The sequence below is a fragment of the Bacillus sp. NPDC094064 genome (assembly GCF_050279585.1).
GTDB lineage: Bacteria > Bacillota > Bacilli > Bacillales > Bacillaceae_G > Bacillus_A.
The window spans coordinates 52,180-68,911 of record NZ_JBNNUI010000009.1; the positions used below are offsets into that span (position 1 = coordinate 52,180).

The 16,732-nt window shown below is 36.3% G+C and carries 18 protein-coding genes; 15 read left to right on the plus strand and 3 right to left on the minus strand.

Annotated elements, in window-relative coordinates; translation table 11 throughout:
• Positions 1–135 precede the first annotated feature (135 nt).
• The 10 genes from ACQKNI_RS19650 (at position 136) to ACQKNI_RS19695 (ending at position 9,223) form a co-directional block, all read left to right on the plus strand.
• Positions 136–279, plus strand: coding sequence for a YqzL family protein (locus ACQKNI_RS19650; RefSeq protein WP_000883924.1), 144 nt, complete (start codon positions 136–138; stop codon positions 277–279).
• A 33-nt stretch (positions 280–312) separates the two neighbouring features.
• Positions 313–1,059 (plus strand): DNA repair protein RecO, encoded by a 747-nt coding sequence (recO, locus tag ACQKNI_RS19655; RefSeq protein ID WP_088230889.1) that lies wholly within the window; start codon positions 313–315, stop codon positions 1,057–1,059.
• A gap of 107 nt (positions 1,060–1,166) precedes the next feature.
• Entirely contained in the window at positions 1,167–1,799 is a 633-nt protein-coding gene (locus tag ACQKNI_RS19660) for a helix-turn-helix transcriptional regulator (protein ID WP_088231084.1), read from the plus strand.
• 29 nt (positions 1,800–1,828) lie between these two features.
• On the plus strand, positions 1,829–2,641 hold the full coding sequence (locus ACQKNI_RS19665) for a pyruvate, water dikinase regulatory protein (protein WP_088230890.1): 813 nt from the start codon (positions 1,829–1,831) through the stop codon (positions 2,639–2,641).
• Between the two features lie 414 nt (positions 2,642–3,055).
• Positions 3,056–3,289 carry a DUF188 domain-containing protein gene (locus tag ACQKNI_RS19670; RefSeq protein ID WP_240522860.1) on the plus strand — a complete coding sequence of 78 codons (234 nt, stop codon included), beginning with the start codon at positions 3,056–3,058 and terminating at the stop codon, positions 3,287–3,289.
• A 217-nt stretch (positions 3,290–3,506) separates the two neighbouring features.
• Positions 3,507–5,303: a DNA primase gene (gene dnaG, locus ACQKNI_RS19675; protein WP_098252979.1), complete on the plus strand. Its 1,797-nt coding sequence runs from the start codon at positions 3,507–3,509 to the stop codon at positions 5,301–5,303.
• Between the two features lie 59 nt (positions 5,304–5,362).
• Positions 5,363–6,490 (plus strand): RNA polymerase sigma factor RpoD, encoded by a 1,128-nt coding sequence (rpoD, locus tag ACQKNI_RS19680; RefSeq protein WP_000764060.1) that lies wholly within the window; start codon positions 5,363–5,365, stop codon positions 6,488–6,490.
• Positions 6,491–6,875: 385 nt separating this feature from the next.
• Positions 6,876–7,232, plus strand: a complete 357-nt coding sequence (gene cccA, locus ACQKNI_RS19685; RefSeq protein WP_000828141.1) for a cytochrome c550 — start codon at positions 6,876–6,878, stop codon at positions 7,230–7,232.
• A gap of 165 nt (positions 7,233–7,397) precedes the next feature.
• Positions 7,398–8,105 carry a tRNA (adenine(22)-N(1))-methyltransferase gene (locus ACQKNI_RS19690; protein ID WP_088230892.1) on the plus strand — a complete coding sequence of 236 codons (708 nt, stop codon included), beginning with the start codon at positions 7,398–7,400 and terminating at the stop codon, positions 8,103–8,105.
• Positions 8,102–9,223 (plus strand): Nif3-like dinuclear metal center hexameric protein, encoded by a 1,122-nt coding sequence (locus ACQKNI_RS19695; RefSeq protein WP_088230893.1) that lies wholly within the window; start codon positions 8,102–8,104, stop codon positions 9,221–9,223. The genes ACQKNI_RS19690 and ACQKNI_RS19695 overlap by 4 nt, the downstream gene beginning before the upstream one ends.
• A gap of 41 nt (positions 9,224–9,264) precedes the next feature.
• On the opposite strand, the gene ACQKNI_RS19700 is transcribed toward ACQKNI_RS19695, so the two are convergent.
• Together ACQKNI_RS19700 and vrrA are read right to left on the minus strand one after the other, a co-directional pair.
• The gene (locus tag ACQKNI_RS19700) at positions 9,265–10,215 is read right to left on the minus strand and encodes a 4-hydroxy-3-methylbut-2-enyl diphosphate reductase (RefSeq protein ID WP_088230894.1); all 951 of its coding nucleotides are present in this window, start codon (positions 10,213–10,215) and stop codon (positions 9,265–9,267) included.
• Positions 10,216–10,304: 89 nt separating this feature from the next.
• Positions 10,305–11,048 carry a VrrA/YqfQ family protein gene (vrrA, locus tag ACQKNI_RS19705; protein ID WP_427282661.1) on the minus strand — a complete coding sequence of 248 codons (744 nt, stop codon included), beginning with the start codon at positions 11,046–11,048 and terminating at the stop codon, positions 10,305–10,307.
• Positions 11,049–11,228: 180 nt separating this feature from the next.
• Between vrrA and ACQKNI_RS19710 the strand changes: the two genes are divergently transcribed.
• Both ACQKNI_RS19710 and ACQKNI_RS19715 read left to right on the plus strand, forming a co-directional pair.
• Positions 11,229–12,539 (plus strand): DEAD/DEAH box helicase, encoded by a 1,311-nt coding sequence (locus ACQKNI_RS19710; RefSeq protein ID WP_088230896.1) that lies wholly within the window; start codon positions 11,229–11,231, stop codon positions 12,537–12,539.
• Between the two features lie 134 nt (positions 12,540–12,673).
• Positions 12,674–13,570: a deoxyribonuclease IV gene (locus ACQKNI_RS19715; RefSeq protein ID WP_000912452.1), complete on the plus strand. Its 897-nt coding sequence runs from the start codon at positions 12,674–12,676 to the stop codon at positions 13,568–13,570.
• Positions 13,571–13,598: 28 nt separating this feature from the next.
• Here ACQKNI_RS19715 and ACQKNI_RS19720 read toward each other — a convergent pair whose 3' ends face one another.
• Positions 13,599–13,853: a DUF2624 domain-containing protein gene (locus tag ACQKNI_RS19720; RefSeq protein WP_088230897.1), complete on the minus strand. Its 255-nt coding sequence runs from the start codon at positions 13,851–13,853 to the stop codon at positions 13,599–13,601.
• Between the two features lie 149 nt (positions 13,854–14,002).
• Here ACQKNI_RS19720 and ACQKNI_RS19725 point away from each other — a divergent pair, with 149 nt between their 5' ends.
• The 3 genes from ACQKNI_RS19725 (at position 14,003) to ACQKNI_RS19735 (ending at position 16,720) form a co-directional block, all read left to right on the plus strand.
• Entirely contained in the window at positions 14,003–14,881 is an 879-nt protein-coding gene (locus tag ACQKNI_RS19725) for a YitT family protein (protein WP_088230898.1), read from the plus strand.
• Between the two features lie 235 nt (positions 14,882–15,116).
• Entirely contained in the window at positions 15,117–15,887 is a 771-nt protein-coding gene (locus tag ACQKNI_RS19730) for a metal ABC transporter ATP-binding protein (protein ID WP_088230899.1), read from the plus strand.
• Positions 15,887–16,720, plus strand: a complete 834-nt coding sequence (locus ACQKNI_RS19735) for a metal ABC transporter permease (protein WP_088230900.1) — start codon at positions 15,887–15,889, stop codon at positions 16,718–16,720. The genes ACQKNI_RS19730 and ACQKNI_RS19735 overlap by 1 nt, the downstream gene beginning before the upstream one ends.
• The last annotated feature ends 12 nt before the right edge of the window (positions 16,721–16,732 follow it).

The following is a 16,732-nucleotide window of genomic DNA, read 5'->3' on the forward strand; positions in this document are numbered from 1 at the left end:
CTGATTATTGGTTTTTATGAACTTTGATAAATTAGGAAAAATTTTTCTCACATGAAAATGGACAAAATGGGTCAATTTAATAACAACAAAGGAAATTGGTTTATAGGCTACGCTTATTGAGAAAGGTGGATTCTTATGCTAGATTTTACCTGGAAGTTTTTCTCCAAAACAGGAAGCATTGAAACGTACTTGCTTTTGAAAGAGATGGAAAAAGACGTAAACGATGAGATGGATCAACATGAAGAGGAACTAGCGCATCTAGACTCTCCAATTTCTTGACCCGTTTTGTTCAAACCTTGGATGGTGACGAACATGTTTCAAAAAGTTGAGGGCATCGTTATCCGTACGACAGATTACGGAGAAACGAACAAGATTGTTACAATATTCTCAAGAGAATTTGGTAAGGTAAGTGCAATGGCAAGAGGAGCAAAAAAACCGAAAAGCCGGTTAGCATCTGTTTCGCAACTTATGACGCATGGGCATTTTCTTATTCAAATGGGATCTGGACTTGGAACTTTACAACAAGGCGAGATTATTTCAACTATGAAAGAAATTCGCGAGGATATATTTTTAACTGCTTATGCATCATTTATTGTTGAGTTAACTGATAAAGCAACAGAAGATAGAAAACATAATCCATATTTATTTGAAATGTTATATCAAACGTTGCATTATATGTGTGAGGGTGTTGACCCAGAAGTATTATCATTAATTTATCAAACGAAAATGCTTCCGGTATTAGGGATGCGCCCGTACTTTGATACATGTGCAATTTGTCATCAAGAAACAGATTTTGTCGCCTTCTCTGTCAGGGAAGGCGGTTTTCTGTGCTCGCGTCATGCGGAGCAAGATCCGTATCGTATACCGGTAGGAGAAGCCGTTCATAAATTATTACGTCTTTTCTTCCACTTCGATTTACATCGACTTGGCAATGTATCAGTGAAGGATAGCACAAAAAAACAAATGCGTTTAGTATTGAATACATATTATGATGAATATTGCGGGATTTATTTGAAATCAAGACGTTTTTTAGAACAACTTGATAAGTTTCAAATATAATTTTGGGCCTTATACGGTCTTTTTTACATACTTTCTTTTTCGAATAGTGTATTTAGTATATAATATTTAAGAGATAGTATAACTTTTTTCGTTGTGCATTAAAGGTGGTGATTATCATAGAGCTGAATAAACGGCAAGAACATATCATTCAGATTGTAAAAGATCACGGCCCTATTACAGGGGAATCAATTGCAGCGCAATTGGGTTTAACACGTGCAACGCTAAGACCAGACTTAGCAATTTTAACGATGGCTGGTTATCTAGAAGCGCGTCCACGCGTAGGTTATTTTTATACGGGGAAAACAGGGGGGCAGCTATTATCTGAAGCTGTTAAGAAAATTAAAGTACAAGATTACCAATCTAGACCGGTTGTAATTGATAAAAATGTTTCTGTATACGATGCAATTTGTACAATGTTTTTAGAGGACGTGGGTACATTATTCGTTGTAGATCAATCGACTCTATTAGTTGGTGTTGTATCTCGTAAAGATTTATTAAGAGCTAGCTTAGGAAAGCAGGATTTAACCTCTCTTCCGGTTAATATTATCATGACAAGGATGCCAAACATTGCGATGTGTCATAGGGAGGATTCTTTATATGATATTGCGATGGAATTAATAGAAAGACAGATTGATGCGATGCCAGTTGTAAAAGATACGAAGCAAGGACTAGAAGTAATTGGACGAATTACAAAAACAAATATTACACGTGCGTTTGTAAACTTAGTAAATAACGAATAAGTGTAATTTGTTTAAAGTGAGGTAATGTAATGGATAATAAAATCGTATATGTCGTATCTGACTCTGTGGGAGAAACGGCGGATTTAGTTGTTCGAGCAGCAATGGGGCAATTCCCATTTGCTCCTGATATTAGACGTGTACCGTATGTAGAAGATACAGGGACATTAAAAGAAGTGATTTCAATTGCCAAGAGCAATCAAGCACTTATTTGTTTTACGCTAGTGAAGCCTGAAATGCGTCAGTATTTAGTAAAAGAGGCTGCAAAAGAAGGTGTAGAGGCGTACGATATTATCGGACCTCTAATCGATCAAATTGAAAACATTACAGGGCAAGTACCAAGATATGAGCCAGGTGTTGTTCGTAGATTAGATGAAGAATACTTTAAAAAGATTGAAGCGATTGAATTTGCTGTGAAGTACGATGATGGTAGAGATGCGCGTGGTATTTTAAAAGCTGATATCGTATTGATTGGAATTTCGCGTACTTCGAAAACACCACTTTCACAATATTTAGCGCATAACAAGCGTTTGAAAGTTGCCAATGTACCACTTGTGCCGGAAGTGGATCCACCTGAGGAATTATATCAAGTGGCAAAAGAAAAATGTTTCGGTTTAAAAATTACGCCTGATAAGTTGAATCATATTCGAAAAGAGCGATTAAAGTCACTTGGATTAAGTGATGGGGCAACATATGCAAATATTAATCGTATTAAAGAAGAAATTGATCACTTTGAAAATGTAGTTAGCAAAATAAATTGTCAAGTAATTGATGTATCGAATAAAGCAATTGAAGAAACAGCAAATATTATTGTGAATGCAGTGCAGAACCAAAAAATGTTTTAGCACATTTACCAAAGGTGAATGTGCTTTTTTCGCTCGTGAGAAATGTGATACTTGTTATCTTCGTAATAGATTATGACAGAGTGGTTATACTTATATTCTTCTGCTTTTTTTATTATGTTAAAAGTAGGGTTTCGTTATCCTGAAATGTAAGATGAAAAAATAAAGGGATATGTAGCGTAGTTGAAGAAAATATATTATAATAAAAAATTGTGATAAAAACCTATATTTTACGTTTAGACTTTAATTTTTCAGAATAAACTAGGGATAGGATTTACAAAAAAACATGTAATTACGTTAAATCGACAAAATCTATACAAGAAAACGCACATTATGGAAGGATTCACAGAAGGGATGTAGAATACAGAAATATGCAAAACATCAATTAAGATAGTAGTTGGTGCAGATGCATGTCCCGTGAAGGCTGAAATTGTGCGAGTTGGAACGAAATTTTATGTCGAGATTTTGTTTGTCACATCGTATGCTCATCACTCAGGAAAACAGCAAGGTGATTGGATCTATGTGGATTCTGAACAAGATAAAGTTGATTTTTATATCGATCAACATGTAAAAGCAACAGATCTCGTGATCACACAGGATATGTGGCTTGCTTGTCTTCTTGTAAAAAAGGTGTATATGTATTGTCTCTAAGAGACACATTTGTAACAGATGAGCAAATGAATACAATTTTATATAGTAAGTATGTATCTGCGCGGTTACGCAGATAAGGGACTGATGTGAAAGGTCCAAAATCGTTTGCGAAACATAATCGACAACACTTTCTAACAAAATTAGAAAAAATATTGTCGAATTATAAAGGAATTTTTTAATTTATATCGAATACAAAATACGACACGGAGATGGAGTTATGGGGAACAGAATTCCCGAAGAAGTTGTTGAACAGATTCGGACATCATCCGATATTGTTGAAGTGATTGGTGAATACGTTCAACTTAGAAAGCAGGGGCGTAACTATTTCGGCCTTTGTCCATTTCATGGTGAGAATTCTCCTTCATTCTCTGTTTCATCCGATAAACAAATCTTTCATTGCTTCGGATGTGGAGAAGGTGGAAATGTATTTTCCTTTCTAATGAAAATGGAAGGACTGGCTTTTACTGAAGCTGTTCAAAAGCTTGGTGAAAGAAATGGAATTGCGGTTGCAGAATATACATCAGGGCAAGGACAACAAGAAGACATATCTGATGACACTGTCATCATGCAACAGGCTCATGAACTTTTGAAAAAGTATTATCATCATTTATTAGTAAATACAGAAGAAGGAAATGAAGCACTTTCGTATTTGTTAAAACGTGGTATTACGAAAGAGATGATTGAGAAGTTTGAAATTGGTTATGCGTCACCTGCTTGGGATGCAGCAACGAAAATTTTACAAAAAAGAGGTTTATCGCTATCTAGTATGGAACAAGCGGGTCTTCTCATAAGAAGTGAGAAGGATGGGAGTCATTACGATCGCTTCCGTGGAAGAGTTATGTTCCCGATCTATACGTTACAAGGAAAAGTGATAGCGTTTAGTGGAAGGGCGTTAGGAGATGATACTCCGAAATATTTAAATAGCCCTGAAACACCGATTTTTCACAAAAGTAAATTGTTGTATAACTTCCACCAAGCAAGGCCGTTTATTAGAAAACGTGGGCAAGTAGTTCTTTTTGAAGGGTATGCTGACGTACTAGCTGCGGTAAAAAGTGGTGTGGAAGAAGCTGTTGCGACAATGGGAACAGCTTTAACTGAAGAACAAGCAAAACTTCTGCGACGTAACGTTGAAACTGTTGTTCTTTGCTATGATGGTGATAAAGCAGGACGAGAAGCAACGATGAAAGCAGGGCAATTATTATTGCAAGTTGGTTGCCAAGTGAAAGTTACATCCTTGCCAGATAAGCTTGATCCTGATGAATATGTGCAACAATATGGGACTACTGCTTTTGAAAATCTTGTGAAATCAAGTATAAGTTTTGTTGGTTTTAAAATAAATTATTTGCGTTTAGGGAAAAATTTGCAAGATGAGTCTGGCAAAGAAGAATATGTGAAAAGTGTTTTAAAAGAATTATCGTTGTTACAGGATGCGATGCAGGCGGAATCCTATTTGAAGTCATTATCGCAAGAATTTTCGTATTCAATGGAAACGCTTTTGAATCAATTGCACCAATATCGCAAAGAACAAAAGGTACAGCAAAAACAAGTAAAGCAGGTTTCTAAGCCGTCTCAAATTGTTCAAACAAAACCGAAGTTAACAGGTTTTGAAAGGGCAGAAAGAGAAATTATTTATCATATGTTGCAAAGTGCAGAAGTAGCCGTTCGTATGGAACCTCATATAGAAGATTTTCATACAGAAGAACATAAAGGGATTTTATATGAACTATACGCATATTATGAAAAGGGAAATGAACCTTCAGTCGGAACATTTTTAAGTTGGCTCTCTGATGAAAAGTTGAAAAATATTATTACTGATATTTCGACGGATGAATTTATTAATCCAGAATACACAGAAGAAGTGTTACAAGGCCATTTGGAGACGCTCAGCCGTCATCGGGAAAAACTTGAAAAGATGGAAATCATCTTTAAAGTAAAACAAATGGAAAAAACAGATCCTGTAGAGGCTGCTAAATACTATGTGGCATATTTACAAAATCAAAAAGCGAGAAAATAGCTTTTTTGATAAAGTTTTAGTATAATGAATGTTTGTATCTCGCGTAAGGAGGGGAACAGATGGCTGACAAACCAGCTCGTTCTAAACAAATTGAAACTGAAATGACCCTTGAGCAAGTGAAAGAACAACTCACTGAGCTCGGAAAAAAACGTGGCGTTCTTACATATGAAGAGATTGCAGAACGCATGAATGGATTTGAAATTGAATCCGATCAAATGGATGAATACTATGAATATTTAGGTGAACAAGGGATTGACTTAGTTGGCGACAATGACAACGACGAAGGCCCTAATAATCGCCAAATAGCAAAATCGGAAGAAGAATTCGACCTAAATGATTTAAGTGTACCACCTGGGGTTAAAATCAACGATCCTGTTCGTATGTACTTAAAAGAAATTGGTCGCGTAGACTTACTATCTGCAGAAGAAGAAATTCGACTTGCAACGCGTATTGAAGAAGGCGATGAAGAAGCGAAACGTCGTCTTGCAGAAGCAAACTTACGTCTTGTAGTAAGTATTGCAAAGCGCTACGTGGGCCGTGGTATGCTTTTCTTAGACTTAATTCAAGAAGGGAATATGGGTCTAATTAAAGCAGTTGAAAAGTTCGATTATCGTAAAGGTTTCAAATTTAGTACGTATGCAACTTGGTGGATTCGCCAAGCGATTACACGTGCCATTGCAGACCAAGCGCGAACAATTCGTATTCCAGTTCACATGGTTGAAACGATTAATAAGTTAATTCGTGTACAACGTCAATTATTACAAGATTTAGGACGCGAACCATCTCCAGAAGAGATTGGTGAAGAAATGGATCTTGCACCAGAAAAAGTACGTGAAATCTTAAAAATTGCACAGGAGCCAGTTTCTCTTGAAACACCAATTGGTGAAGAAGACGACTCCCATTTAGGTGACTTTATTGAAGACCAAGAAGCAACATCGCCTGCGGACCATGCAGCGTATGAATTGCTAAAAGAACAATTAGAAGATGTGTTAGATACACTAACAGATCGTGAAGAAAATGTTCTACGTCTTCGCTTTGGTTTAGATGATGGACGAACTCGTACGCTTGAAGAAGTTGGGAAAGTATTCGGCGTAACGAGAGAACGTATCCGTCAAATCGAAGCAAAAGCACTTCGTAAATTAAGACATCCAAGCCGTAGTAAACGTCTTAAAGATTTCTTAGAATAGGTTCTTTTTAAGTTTACTTCACTTTTGTGAAGTAAACTTTTTTATTTTGTTAATTTTTGATAAAGTCTAGCTATCGGCAACGATTACAATTTCTTGTAATTTATTTTACAGAATTGTCTTTTGATTTGCAAATGCTCATTTTTCGATTTTTCGATTAATTTTGTTTATTCTATACAAAAATATATGTAGAAAAGTGAAAAATATGATGAGAAACGTTAATAATTATCGAAATAATAAGCGATATGACAATAAAAAACAATAAACTGAATTTATGGAATATTTTTAACAAGTGGTAGTTTGCTCTTTTCTGATAGAGCGTTTTCAAGTACAATGGAAATGACTGAATCATCTAACTATTTAGGGATATAGAGGGGGGAGAAGAGATATGAAACGTAATCCGCTGATTCCGTTCGCTCTTATTGCAGCATTGGGTATTATCGTTATGTTTGTATTTTCATTTCAGGGGCTAAATAAATCTAAAGAGTTAGCTGATGCAAAAAATGGCGGGAAGCCAGCACAAACAGCATCAAAACCAGAGGATATTGTGAAGCAAAGCTGTACGAGCTGTCATGGTGATCAGTTACAAGGGGCAGTAGGACCTAATTTACAAAAAATTGGTGGGAAACTTTCAAAAGATGAAATTAAAGAAATTCTTTCGAAAGGAAAAGGAAATATGCCTGCTAATATAGTTCCAGCTGATCAAGCTGCTAAAGTAGCTGATTGGTTATCGAAGAAAAAATAAAGTTCCGTATGACAAGCCTTTTGCTTACGCAAAGGGCTTGTTTTTCTATATTTTCTAAAATACGATAAATGATAGAGAAGTGAATTGTTGTTATAGGCTTGCAACAACTACTATAAATTCATTATCATGGAGACAGACTGACAAGAGAAGGAGTAATGGAAATACATGAATGAAGTAAAGCTTTCAAAACGATTAGAAGAAGTTGTACGTGAAATACCAGTAGGATCTACAGTTGCTGATATTGGATCGGATCATGCGTATTTACCGTGTTATACAATTATAAATAATATTGCTACAAAAGCAGTTGCTGGAGAGGTTGTAGATGGACCATTTCGCTCCGCACAAGCAACTGTAGCTGAAAGTGGCTTACAAGATAAAGTAGATGTGCGTAAAGGGAATGGATTAGCAGTAATCACGCCAGGAGAAGTAGATGTAATTACGGTTGCCGGAATGGGCGGAGCGTTAATTCGTGACATTTTAGAAAGTGGTAAAGAAAAATTAGAAGGTGTAACGCGTTTAATTTTACAGCCGAATATTGCAGCACATCACATTCGTGAATGGTTTATTGAGAATGGTTGGGAGCTTATCCATGAAAAAATCGTAAAAGAAGATGGGAAAATTTACGAGATTTTAGTAGGTGAGCGAGGAAATGTTGTAGTGCCTTACTCTGAAAATAAACAAGCTGAATTGTTTATGGGACCATTTTTAATAAAAGAAAAAAGTGAAGCTTTCGTTGAAAAATGGGAAGGAGAATTAAAAAACTTCCAAAATATTTTAAAACAGTTAGAACGTGCGGCTGATTCTGAAGAAACAAAAGTAAAGCGTGCGGAAGTAGAAGCGAAAATGAAAATGATAGGGGAGATTTTATCATGAGTAAAATTCCAAATGGCCATGAAATTATTTCTTTATTTGAAAGTATGTATCCGAAGCATCTGGCAATGGAAGGAGATAAGATTGGCTTGCAGATTGGAGCGCTTAATAAACCCGTGCAGCACGTATTAATTGCGTTAGATGTAACGGAAGAAGTTGTGGATGAAGCGATTCAATTAGGAGCGAATGTCATTATTGCTCATCACCCTTTAATTTTTAACCCGTTAAAAGCGATTCATACAGATAAGGCGTATGGGAAAATTATTGAAAAGTGTATTAAAAATGATATTGCAATCTATGCAGCACACACAAATGTGGATGTTGCTAAGGGCGGAGTAAATGATTTACTCGCTGATGCGTTAGGATTGCAAAATACAGAAGTTTTGGCACCGACATACGCAGAAGAAATGAAAAAAATTGTAGTGTTTGTACCTGAAACTCATGCAGAAGAAGTACGAAAAGCATTAGGAGACGCAGGTGCTGGTCATATCGGCAATTACAGCCACTGTACGTTTAGCGGTGAGGGGACAGGCACGTTTGTACCTCAAGAGGGGACAAATCCTTATATCGGGGAAACTGGGCGGTTAGAACGTGTGGAAGAGGTGCGTATCGAAACGATTATTCCAGCTTCACTACAGCGAAATGTGATTAAAGCAATATTAACGGCACATCCATATGAAGAAGTAGCATATGATGTGTATCCACTTGATAACAAAGGTGAAACATTAGGGCTTGGAAAAATAGGATATTTACAAGAAGAAATGACACTTGGACAGTTTGCAGAACATGTAAAGCAATCATTAGATGTAAAGGGTGCGCGCGTTGTTGGGAAATTAGATGATAAAGTGCGCAAAGTAGCTGTACTTGGTGGAGACGGCAATAAATATATAAACCAAGCGAAATTTAAAGGAGCAGATGTATATGTAACAGGTGACATGTATTATCATGTTGCTCATGATGCGATGATGCTCGGTTTAAATATAGTTGACCCAGGACATAACGTTGAAAAAGTAATGAAGCAAGGTGTGCAAAAGCAATTGCAAGAAAAAGTAGATGCAAAGAAATTCAATGTACAAATTCATGCTTCACAGTTACATACAGATCCGTTTACATTTGTATAAGAAATAATAAAAACCGTTGCTCATGTCAGCAACGGTTTTTATTATTGTTCTTTTTTCACTTTCACGCGAGGTAATATTTTTTGTAACGGTACTTTTCGAATTCTCTCCCATGTAGCTGGGTTCATTGGATCGTATTGCTCTAAGAAAGCGATAACTTCTTTTGTAATTGGTGTTGGAGTAGAAGCGCCTGCTGTAACAGCTACGTTTTCTACACCTTGTAGCCACTCTAATTGAATCTCACTTACATCTGCCACACGATAAGCCTTCGTACCAGCGATTTCTTGTGATACTTGTGCTAAGCGATTTGAATTGTTACTTTTTGGATCACCAACAACAATTGTTAAGTCTGCAACATCTGCTTGTTTAGCGACAGCTTCTTGGCGAACTTGAGTTGCTAAGCAAATTTCTTTATGGAATTCTGCTGTTGGGAATTTTTTCTGAATGTCCTCCATTAAATGTTGAACATCCCATTGGCTCATTGTTGTTTGATTCGTAACTAAAATTTTATCAGTTGGAATTTCTAACGTTTTTAAATCATCAGCTCTTTCGATAAGATGAACGATATCAGGTGCAATACCAACCGCGCCTTCTGGTTCTGGATGGTTTTTTTTGCCGATATAAATGACATGGTATCCTTCAGCTTTCTTTGCTTCAATAAGATCATGTGTTTTTGTAACGTCTGGACAAGTGGCATCGATTGTTGTTAAACCTTTTTCTTTCGCACGTTGCTTCACTTCTGGAGAAACACCATGTGCAGTGAAAATAACAGTACCAGAATCAATTTTATCTAAAATTTCTAATCGACTTGGACCATCTAATGTAATAATGCCATCTTCTTCGAACGCATCTGTTACATGTTTGTTGTGAACAATCATACCTAAAATATAAATAGGTCTCGGTAATGATGTATCTAATGCGGCGTTACGTGCAATAACCATCGCATCAACAACACCGTAGCAATAACCACGAGGGGAAATTTTAACAATTTTCATGTGAGTAATCCTCTCCTTCTAAACAAGGGATACTTTTGTGCATATTCTTTTACATTATAAAGGAGGAGTGGATAGAAAACAAAGGATTGTTACACATATAGTTTTGGTTTTGTTGCTATTTTTTGAACAGGCTCCTCTCGTACTTCTTTTTCTATGACTGGCTCAATCACTATTTTTTTTCGTTTTCGTTTTCTTTTTGGCGGAGGAGGTGGAGTTGCTACCTCAATCTTTTCTGCTAGGTCTTCAGTTTGATCTTCTTCCGTACTTTTTCCAGAGGTGAGGATTTTAACAATGCTTGGTAGGTTACGCATAATGGGACCGTACTGTTCGACGACAGGGCTTACAGATTGAACGACTTGGGATACTTTTTCGATATTGTTTATCATATTAGTTGGATTCGAGATTAAATTCGAAAAAAAACTACCGATGCCGCTACTTGATGCCGCTGTAGTTGTTGCACTGCCGCGCGTGTCGTTTGATTCATACATTTGAGGGGGAATCATTTGCTCAGGATGCTGCTGCATGTATGGTTGATATTGCTGTGAGTATTGCTGTGGATATTGTTGTTGGTATTGCTGCTGGTATTGTTGTTGATATTGCTGTCGATATTGGGGCGGGGGTTGCTGCTGATGCATCATCGGTGGCCCTTCCATTTGTCGATAAGGCGGGACCATTTGCATGAAAGGTTCGGTGGGATCGTGCTTTTTAAAGAGTTTAGCAAGGAAACCTTTCTTTTTTTGTGCCATCGGCGGTAGTTGTGGAATTGGATATGGTGTGTAAGGTTGTTGTCCTTGAGGCGGATACATTTGCCTTATAGGGGATTTCGGAAACATGTGAGAAATCCTCCTTTCTTCAGTTAGGTATATACACATACAATATGCAATGAAAGGGAAGAAGGTTAGTTTTTGAAGGAAAAACCTAAACTAAAGATGGATTTTACTTGTAGATTTCGATATAATGTAGACTTGACTGATTTGTGCGCGCAGTAGAAATTTAGAAAGAAGGTGTAACTTATGACACAACAAACTTTTACACAGTATGATTTTAAACCATTTTTAATAGATGCAGTTCGTGAACTACGCTTTACAGAGCCGACAGGAATTCAACAGAAAATTTTCCCGGTCGTGAAAAAAGGTGTAAGTGTAATTGGACAATCCCAAACAGGTTCTGGGAAAACACACGCATATTTACTTCCTACACTGAACAGAATTAATCCAAGTCGTGAAGAAGTACAACTTGTTATTACAGCGCCTACTCGTGAGTTGGCACAACAAATTTACGAGGAAATCGTGAAATTAACAAAGTTCTGTGCGGAAGATCAAATGATTACAGCGCGTTGTTTAATTGGTGGAACTGATAAACAACGATCAATTGAAAAGTTGAAAAAACAACCTCATATTGTAGTTGGAACACCAGGACGTATTAAAGACTTAGTAGAAGAACAAGCGTTATTTGTTCATAAAGCAAATACGATTATTGTCGATGAAGCAGACTTAATGCTTGATATGGGATTCATTCACGATGTAGACAAAATTGCAGCACGCATGCCTAAAAACTTGCAAATGCTAGTTTTCTCTGCAACAATTCCTCAAAAACTAAAACCGTTTCTGAAGAAATATATGGAAAATCCAGAGCATATTCATATCAACCCAAAACAAGTTGCGGCTGGAAATATTGAACATTATTTAGTACCTTCTAAACATCGTAACAAAATCGATTTAGTGAACAAAATGTTGCTGCAATTTAAACCGTATTTAGCAGTTGTTTTCACGAATACAAAGAAGATGGCAGATCAGGTTGCTGACGGATTAATGGAACGTGGCTTAAAAGTTGGACGAATTCACGGAGATTTATCACCGCGTGATCGTAAAAAAATGATGAAACAAATTCGTGACCTTGAATTCCAATATATTGTTGCAACTGATTTAGCAGCACGTGGTATTGATATTGAAGGAATTAGCCATGTTATTAACTATGAGCTTCCATCAGATTTAGATTTCTTCGTTCACCGCGTTGGAAGAACTGCACGTGCAGGTCATTCAGGTATTGCAGTGACGATCTATGATCCAGCAAACGAAGAAGCGTTAGATAGCTTAGAAAAACAACGTCATATCGAGTTCAAACATGTAGATTTACGCGGAGATGAGTGGGCAGATTTAGGTGAACGTCGTCGTCGTAAGAGTCGTAAAAAACCAAATGATGAAATGGACGTTATGGCAACAAAAGTTGTTAAAAAGCCGAAAAAAGTAAAACCGAACTATAAACGTAAACTTGCAACAGAACGTGACAAAGTGAAGAGAAAATATAGCCATAAAAAAAGATAAGGGACTTCCCTTATCTTTTTTTATCCCGCTATTTGCGGGGGTAATAATCAGTGGAGAATGGAAAAAACAATTCACTACATATTTCTACAAATTATGCTATCATTATATCTATTGTATAATGAAGAGGTGATTGTATGTTAAAGATTGGATCTCATGTTTCAATGAGTGGTAAGAAGATGTTATTAGCAGCAAGTGAAGAGGCTGTTTCATACGGTGCAACAACGTTTATGATTTATACAGGCGCACCGCAAAATACACGAAGAAAACCAATTGAGGAATTGAACATAGAAGCAGGAAGAAAACATATGGAACTGAATGGTATTGAGGAAATTATCGTCCATGCACCATATATTATTAATGTTGGGAATACGACGAAGCCAGAAACATTCCAATTAGGTGTAGACTTCCTTCGCATGGAAATTGAAAGAACATCGGCATTAGGTGTAGCGAAACAAATTGTTCTTCATCCGGGAGCTCACGTTGGTGCAGGAGCAGATGCTGGTATTCAACAAATTATTAAAGGGCTTAATGAAGTATTAACGCCAGACCAGACGGTTAACATTGCGTTAGAAACGATGGCAGGAAAAGGAACGGAATGCGGCCGTAGTTTTGAAGAAATTGCAAAAATCATTGATGGTGTAAAATATAATGAAAAACTATCAGTATGTTTTGATACGTGTCATACGCACGATGCAGGATATGACATTGTAAATGACTTTGACGGTGTATTAAACGAATTTGATAAGATTGTTGGTATCGATCGTTTACAAGTACTTCATATTAATGATAGTAAAAATGTACGCGGCGCAGGAAAAGACCGTCATGAAAATATCGGTTTCGGTCATATCGGTTATAAAGCGTTGCATCATATTGTACATCATCCGCAGTTAATGAACGTGCCGAAAATTCTTGAAACACCGTATGTAGGTGAAGATAAAAAAGATAAGAAGCCACCATATAAATTTGAAATCGAAATGCTGAAAAATGGTACGTTTGATGAGGGGATTCTTGAGAAAATTAAAGCACAATAAATAATAAGGAGGGGGACTTTCCCCCTCCTTATTTTAGTAGTTGTTGAAATAAAGTATTTACTTGCTGAGCGGTAGTAGGAGAGGTTACTTTTGCGATTTGTTTTAAGAGCTCTAGTCGCTCGTTGTTATCATAAATGTTAATATTCTTTCCTTTTATAAGTACAACAATTTGATCAGCTTGTGCAGCTGTAATTGGAACTTCATATTCTTTACTATATTTCAATAACTCTTTTGTAGAAATATGATTTAATTTTTTATTAACAATTTGTTTAATGAGGTTCATCGTGTTATCCTCCTTCACACGTTCTTCTATCGAAATATATGAGCACATGGCTTGTACATATTCTTATAGGGTTTCTTTTTTTATGAGGAAAAGAAGCGTATGTTATAATAAAGGGACAAAATTACAGAGAAAGAGTATAAGGAGGACTTATGGAGCAAAAGCAACATCGAAAAGAAAGTGTTATTCATCTTATTTATCGTTTAGTTATGATTGTTTTTGGGGCAGCATGTGCGGCGGTAGCAATTGAACTATTTTTGATGCCAAATAAAATTATTGACGGTGGAATTATTGGTATTTCTCTTATTTTAGATTATCTTACTCCGAATATTTGGTGGTTAAGCTTCTCTACTTTGGTTGTTGTTCTCAATATTCCGTTTATGTATTCAGGTTATAAGCAAATCGGAAAAACCTTCATGTTATCTTCGGCCTTTGGTATTGTAGCTTTAGCATTTATTGAATCAACGTTACACGCTGTTCCGCCGTTTACAACAGAACCCATTTTAGCGACAGTGTTTGGTGGTCTTATTTTAGGTATTGGTGTAGGGCTTGTTATTCGTCATGGTGGATCAATGGACGGAACGGAGATTATGGGGATTTTATTAACGAAGAAATTACCGTTTTCTGTTGGTGAATTCGTAATGTTTGTGAACTTATTCATTTTTGCATGGGCAGCATTTGTATTTGGTGTTGAACAAGCTATGTATTCTGTTATGACGTACTATATTGCATTCAAAACAATTGATACAGTAATTCAAGGATTAGATGAAACGAAGGCAGTTTTAATTGTATCAGATCAATATGAGGAAGTATCAAATGCAATTTTACATCGTCTCGGCCGTGGGACTACAAAGCTCGTGGCAAAAGGTGGTTACACAGATAAAGAAAAAGAAGTTATTTATGCAGTTGTAACCCGCCTAGAAGTGACGAAGTTAAAATCAATTGTGTATGAAATTGATGAAAATGCGTTTGTTACGATTATGAGTACGCAAGAGACGAACGGTGGTAAGTTTAAATCAGCTATTCATTAAAAAGGTAACCCGCAAAAGCTCGATCGGTGTGGATGGGAAAACAATGATTAAAGTTTCATTTTATAGAAATATTTTTTGAAAGCAGAGAATTTTTCTCTGCTTTTTGTTATAATAGTAAGGTTTCTTGAAAAAAAAGATATATTTTAGGCAGATTGGTTTACAACTATAATAAGCTGTACTATAATTCAAATAGATATAAATCGGAATGATTCTGAATTAAAATAGGTGAGATGCTATGAATAATATATTGGAAATAGAAGGATTAACGTTTCGATACGAAGATCGCAACGTGTTAGAAGATATTAATTTGCAAGTTCCGAAGGGAGCTTTTTTAGGTTTAGTTGGGCCGAATGGTTCAGGGAAATCGACGTTACTTAAATGTTTATTGGGTGTCTTAAAGCCAAAGCAAGGAAGCATTCGATTATTTGGTATTGATAGTAAGAAGTTTAAAGAATGGAATAAAGTTGGTTATGTATCCCAAAAGGCAAGTAGTTTTAATTCAGGTTTCCCGGCAACAGTTTTTGAGGTCGTGTCAATGGGACTTGTTTCGAAAAAAGGTCTTTTTCGCTTTTTTACGAAAGATGATAAGGAAAAAGTAGAAAAAGCAATTGCTGATGTAGGTATGAGTGAGTTTAAAGGACGGAATATTGGAGAACTTTCTGGTGGGCAACAACAACGTGTATTTATTGCTCGCGCACTTGTAAGTAATCCACAATTGCTTATTTTGGACGAGCCTACTGTTGGGATCGATGTGAAAAATGTAGAAAGCTTTTACGAGATATTAGAGGATTTAAATAAAAGGTTGGGCATCACGTTAATTCTTGTTACACACGATATGGGAGCAGTTACCGAGAAGGTAACACATGTTGCATGCTTAAACCAACATCTACATTTCCATGGTAATGTAGAGAAATTCCGAGAGTTAGAAGATGCGGAAATGTCCGTCTTATATGGGCATCATGTTCACCGTTTAGAACACGAACATGAGCATCACGGGAGGATATGATGATACAAGATTTTTTACAATATGACTTTTTACGTAACTCTTTATATGCGGGGATTTTAATAGGACTTGTTGCGCCGCTTATCGGTGTATTTGTTGTGATTCGCCGCATGTCGCTTATTGCAGATGCATTGAGTCATGTGACGTTATCAGGTATTGCTGCAAGTTTATTACTTGAAAAAACAATTTTCACAGGTGGATTTTTAAATCCTCTATATATGGGAATGATTTTCTCGATAGGTGGAGCGTTACTAATTGAAAAATTACGAACTGTATATAAGCATTATCAAGAATTAGCGATTCCAATTATTCTTTCAGCGGGAATGGGAATCGGTGTTATTTTCATTTCACTTGCAAATGGATTTAACACAGATTTATTTAGTTATTTATTTGGTAGTGTAAGTGCTGTTACAAGTGGAGATTTAATTATTATTGGTATTGTAGCAATTGTTGTACTTGCAACGATTAGTTTATTATACAAAGAGTTGTTTTTACTATCATTTGATGAGGAATATGCTGTATCAACCGGTTTGAGTGCAAAGTGGATTCACTTTATTTTTATTATTTTAGTTGCGCTTGTTATTGCAGTATCCATGCGTGTTGTAGGTGTTCTTCTCGTATCATCTTTAATGACGTTACCAGTTGCAGCAAGTATTCGTATTGCTAAAGGATTTAAACAAACAATTTTCTTTTCCATTATATTTGGTGAAATTGCAGTAATTGGTGGAATGTTTGCTTCGTATCAACTTGATCTAGCACCAGGTGGTACAATTGTTGTGATAGCAGTTCTTATTTTGATTGGTGCAATTTTATGGAAGAAGAAAAAAACTGCATAAAGTAGGGATAGG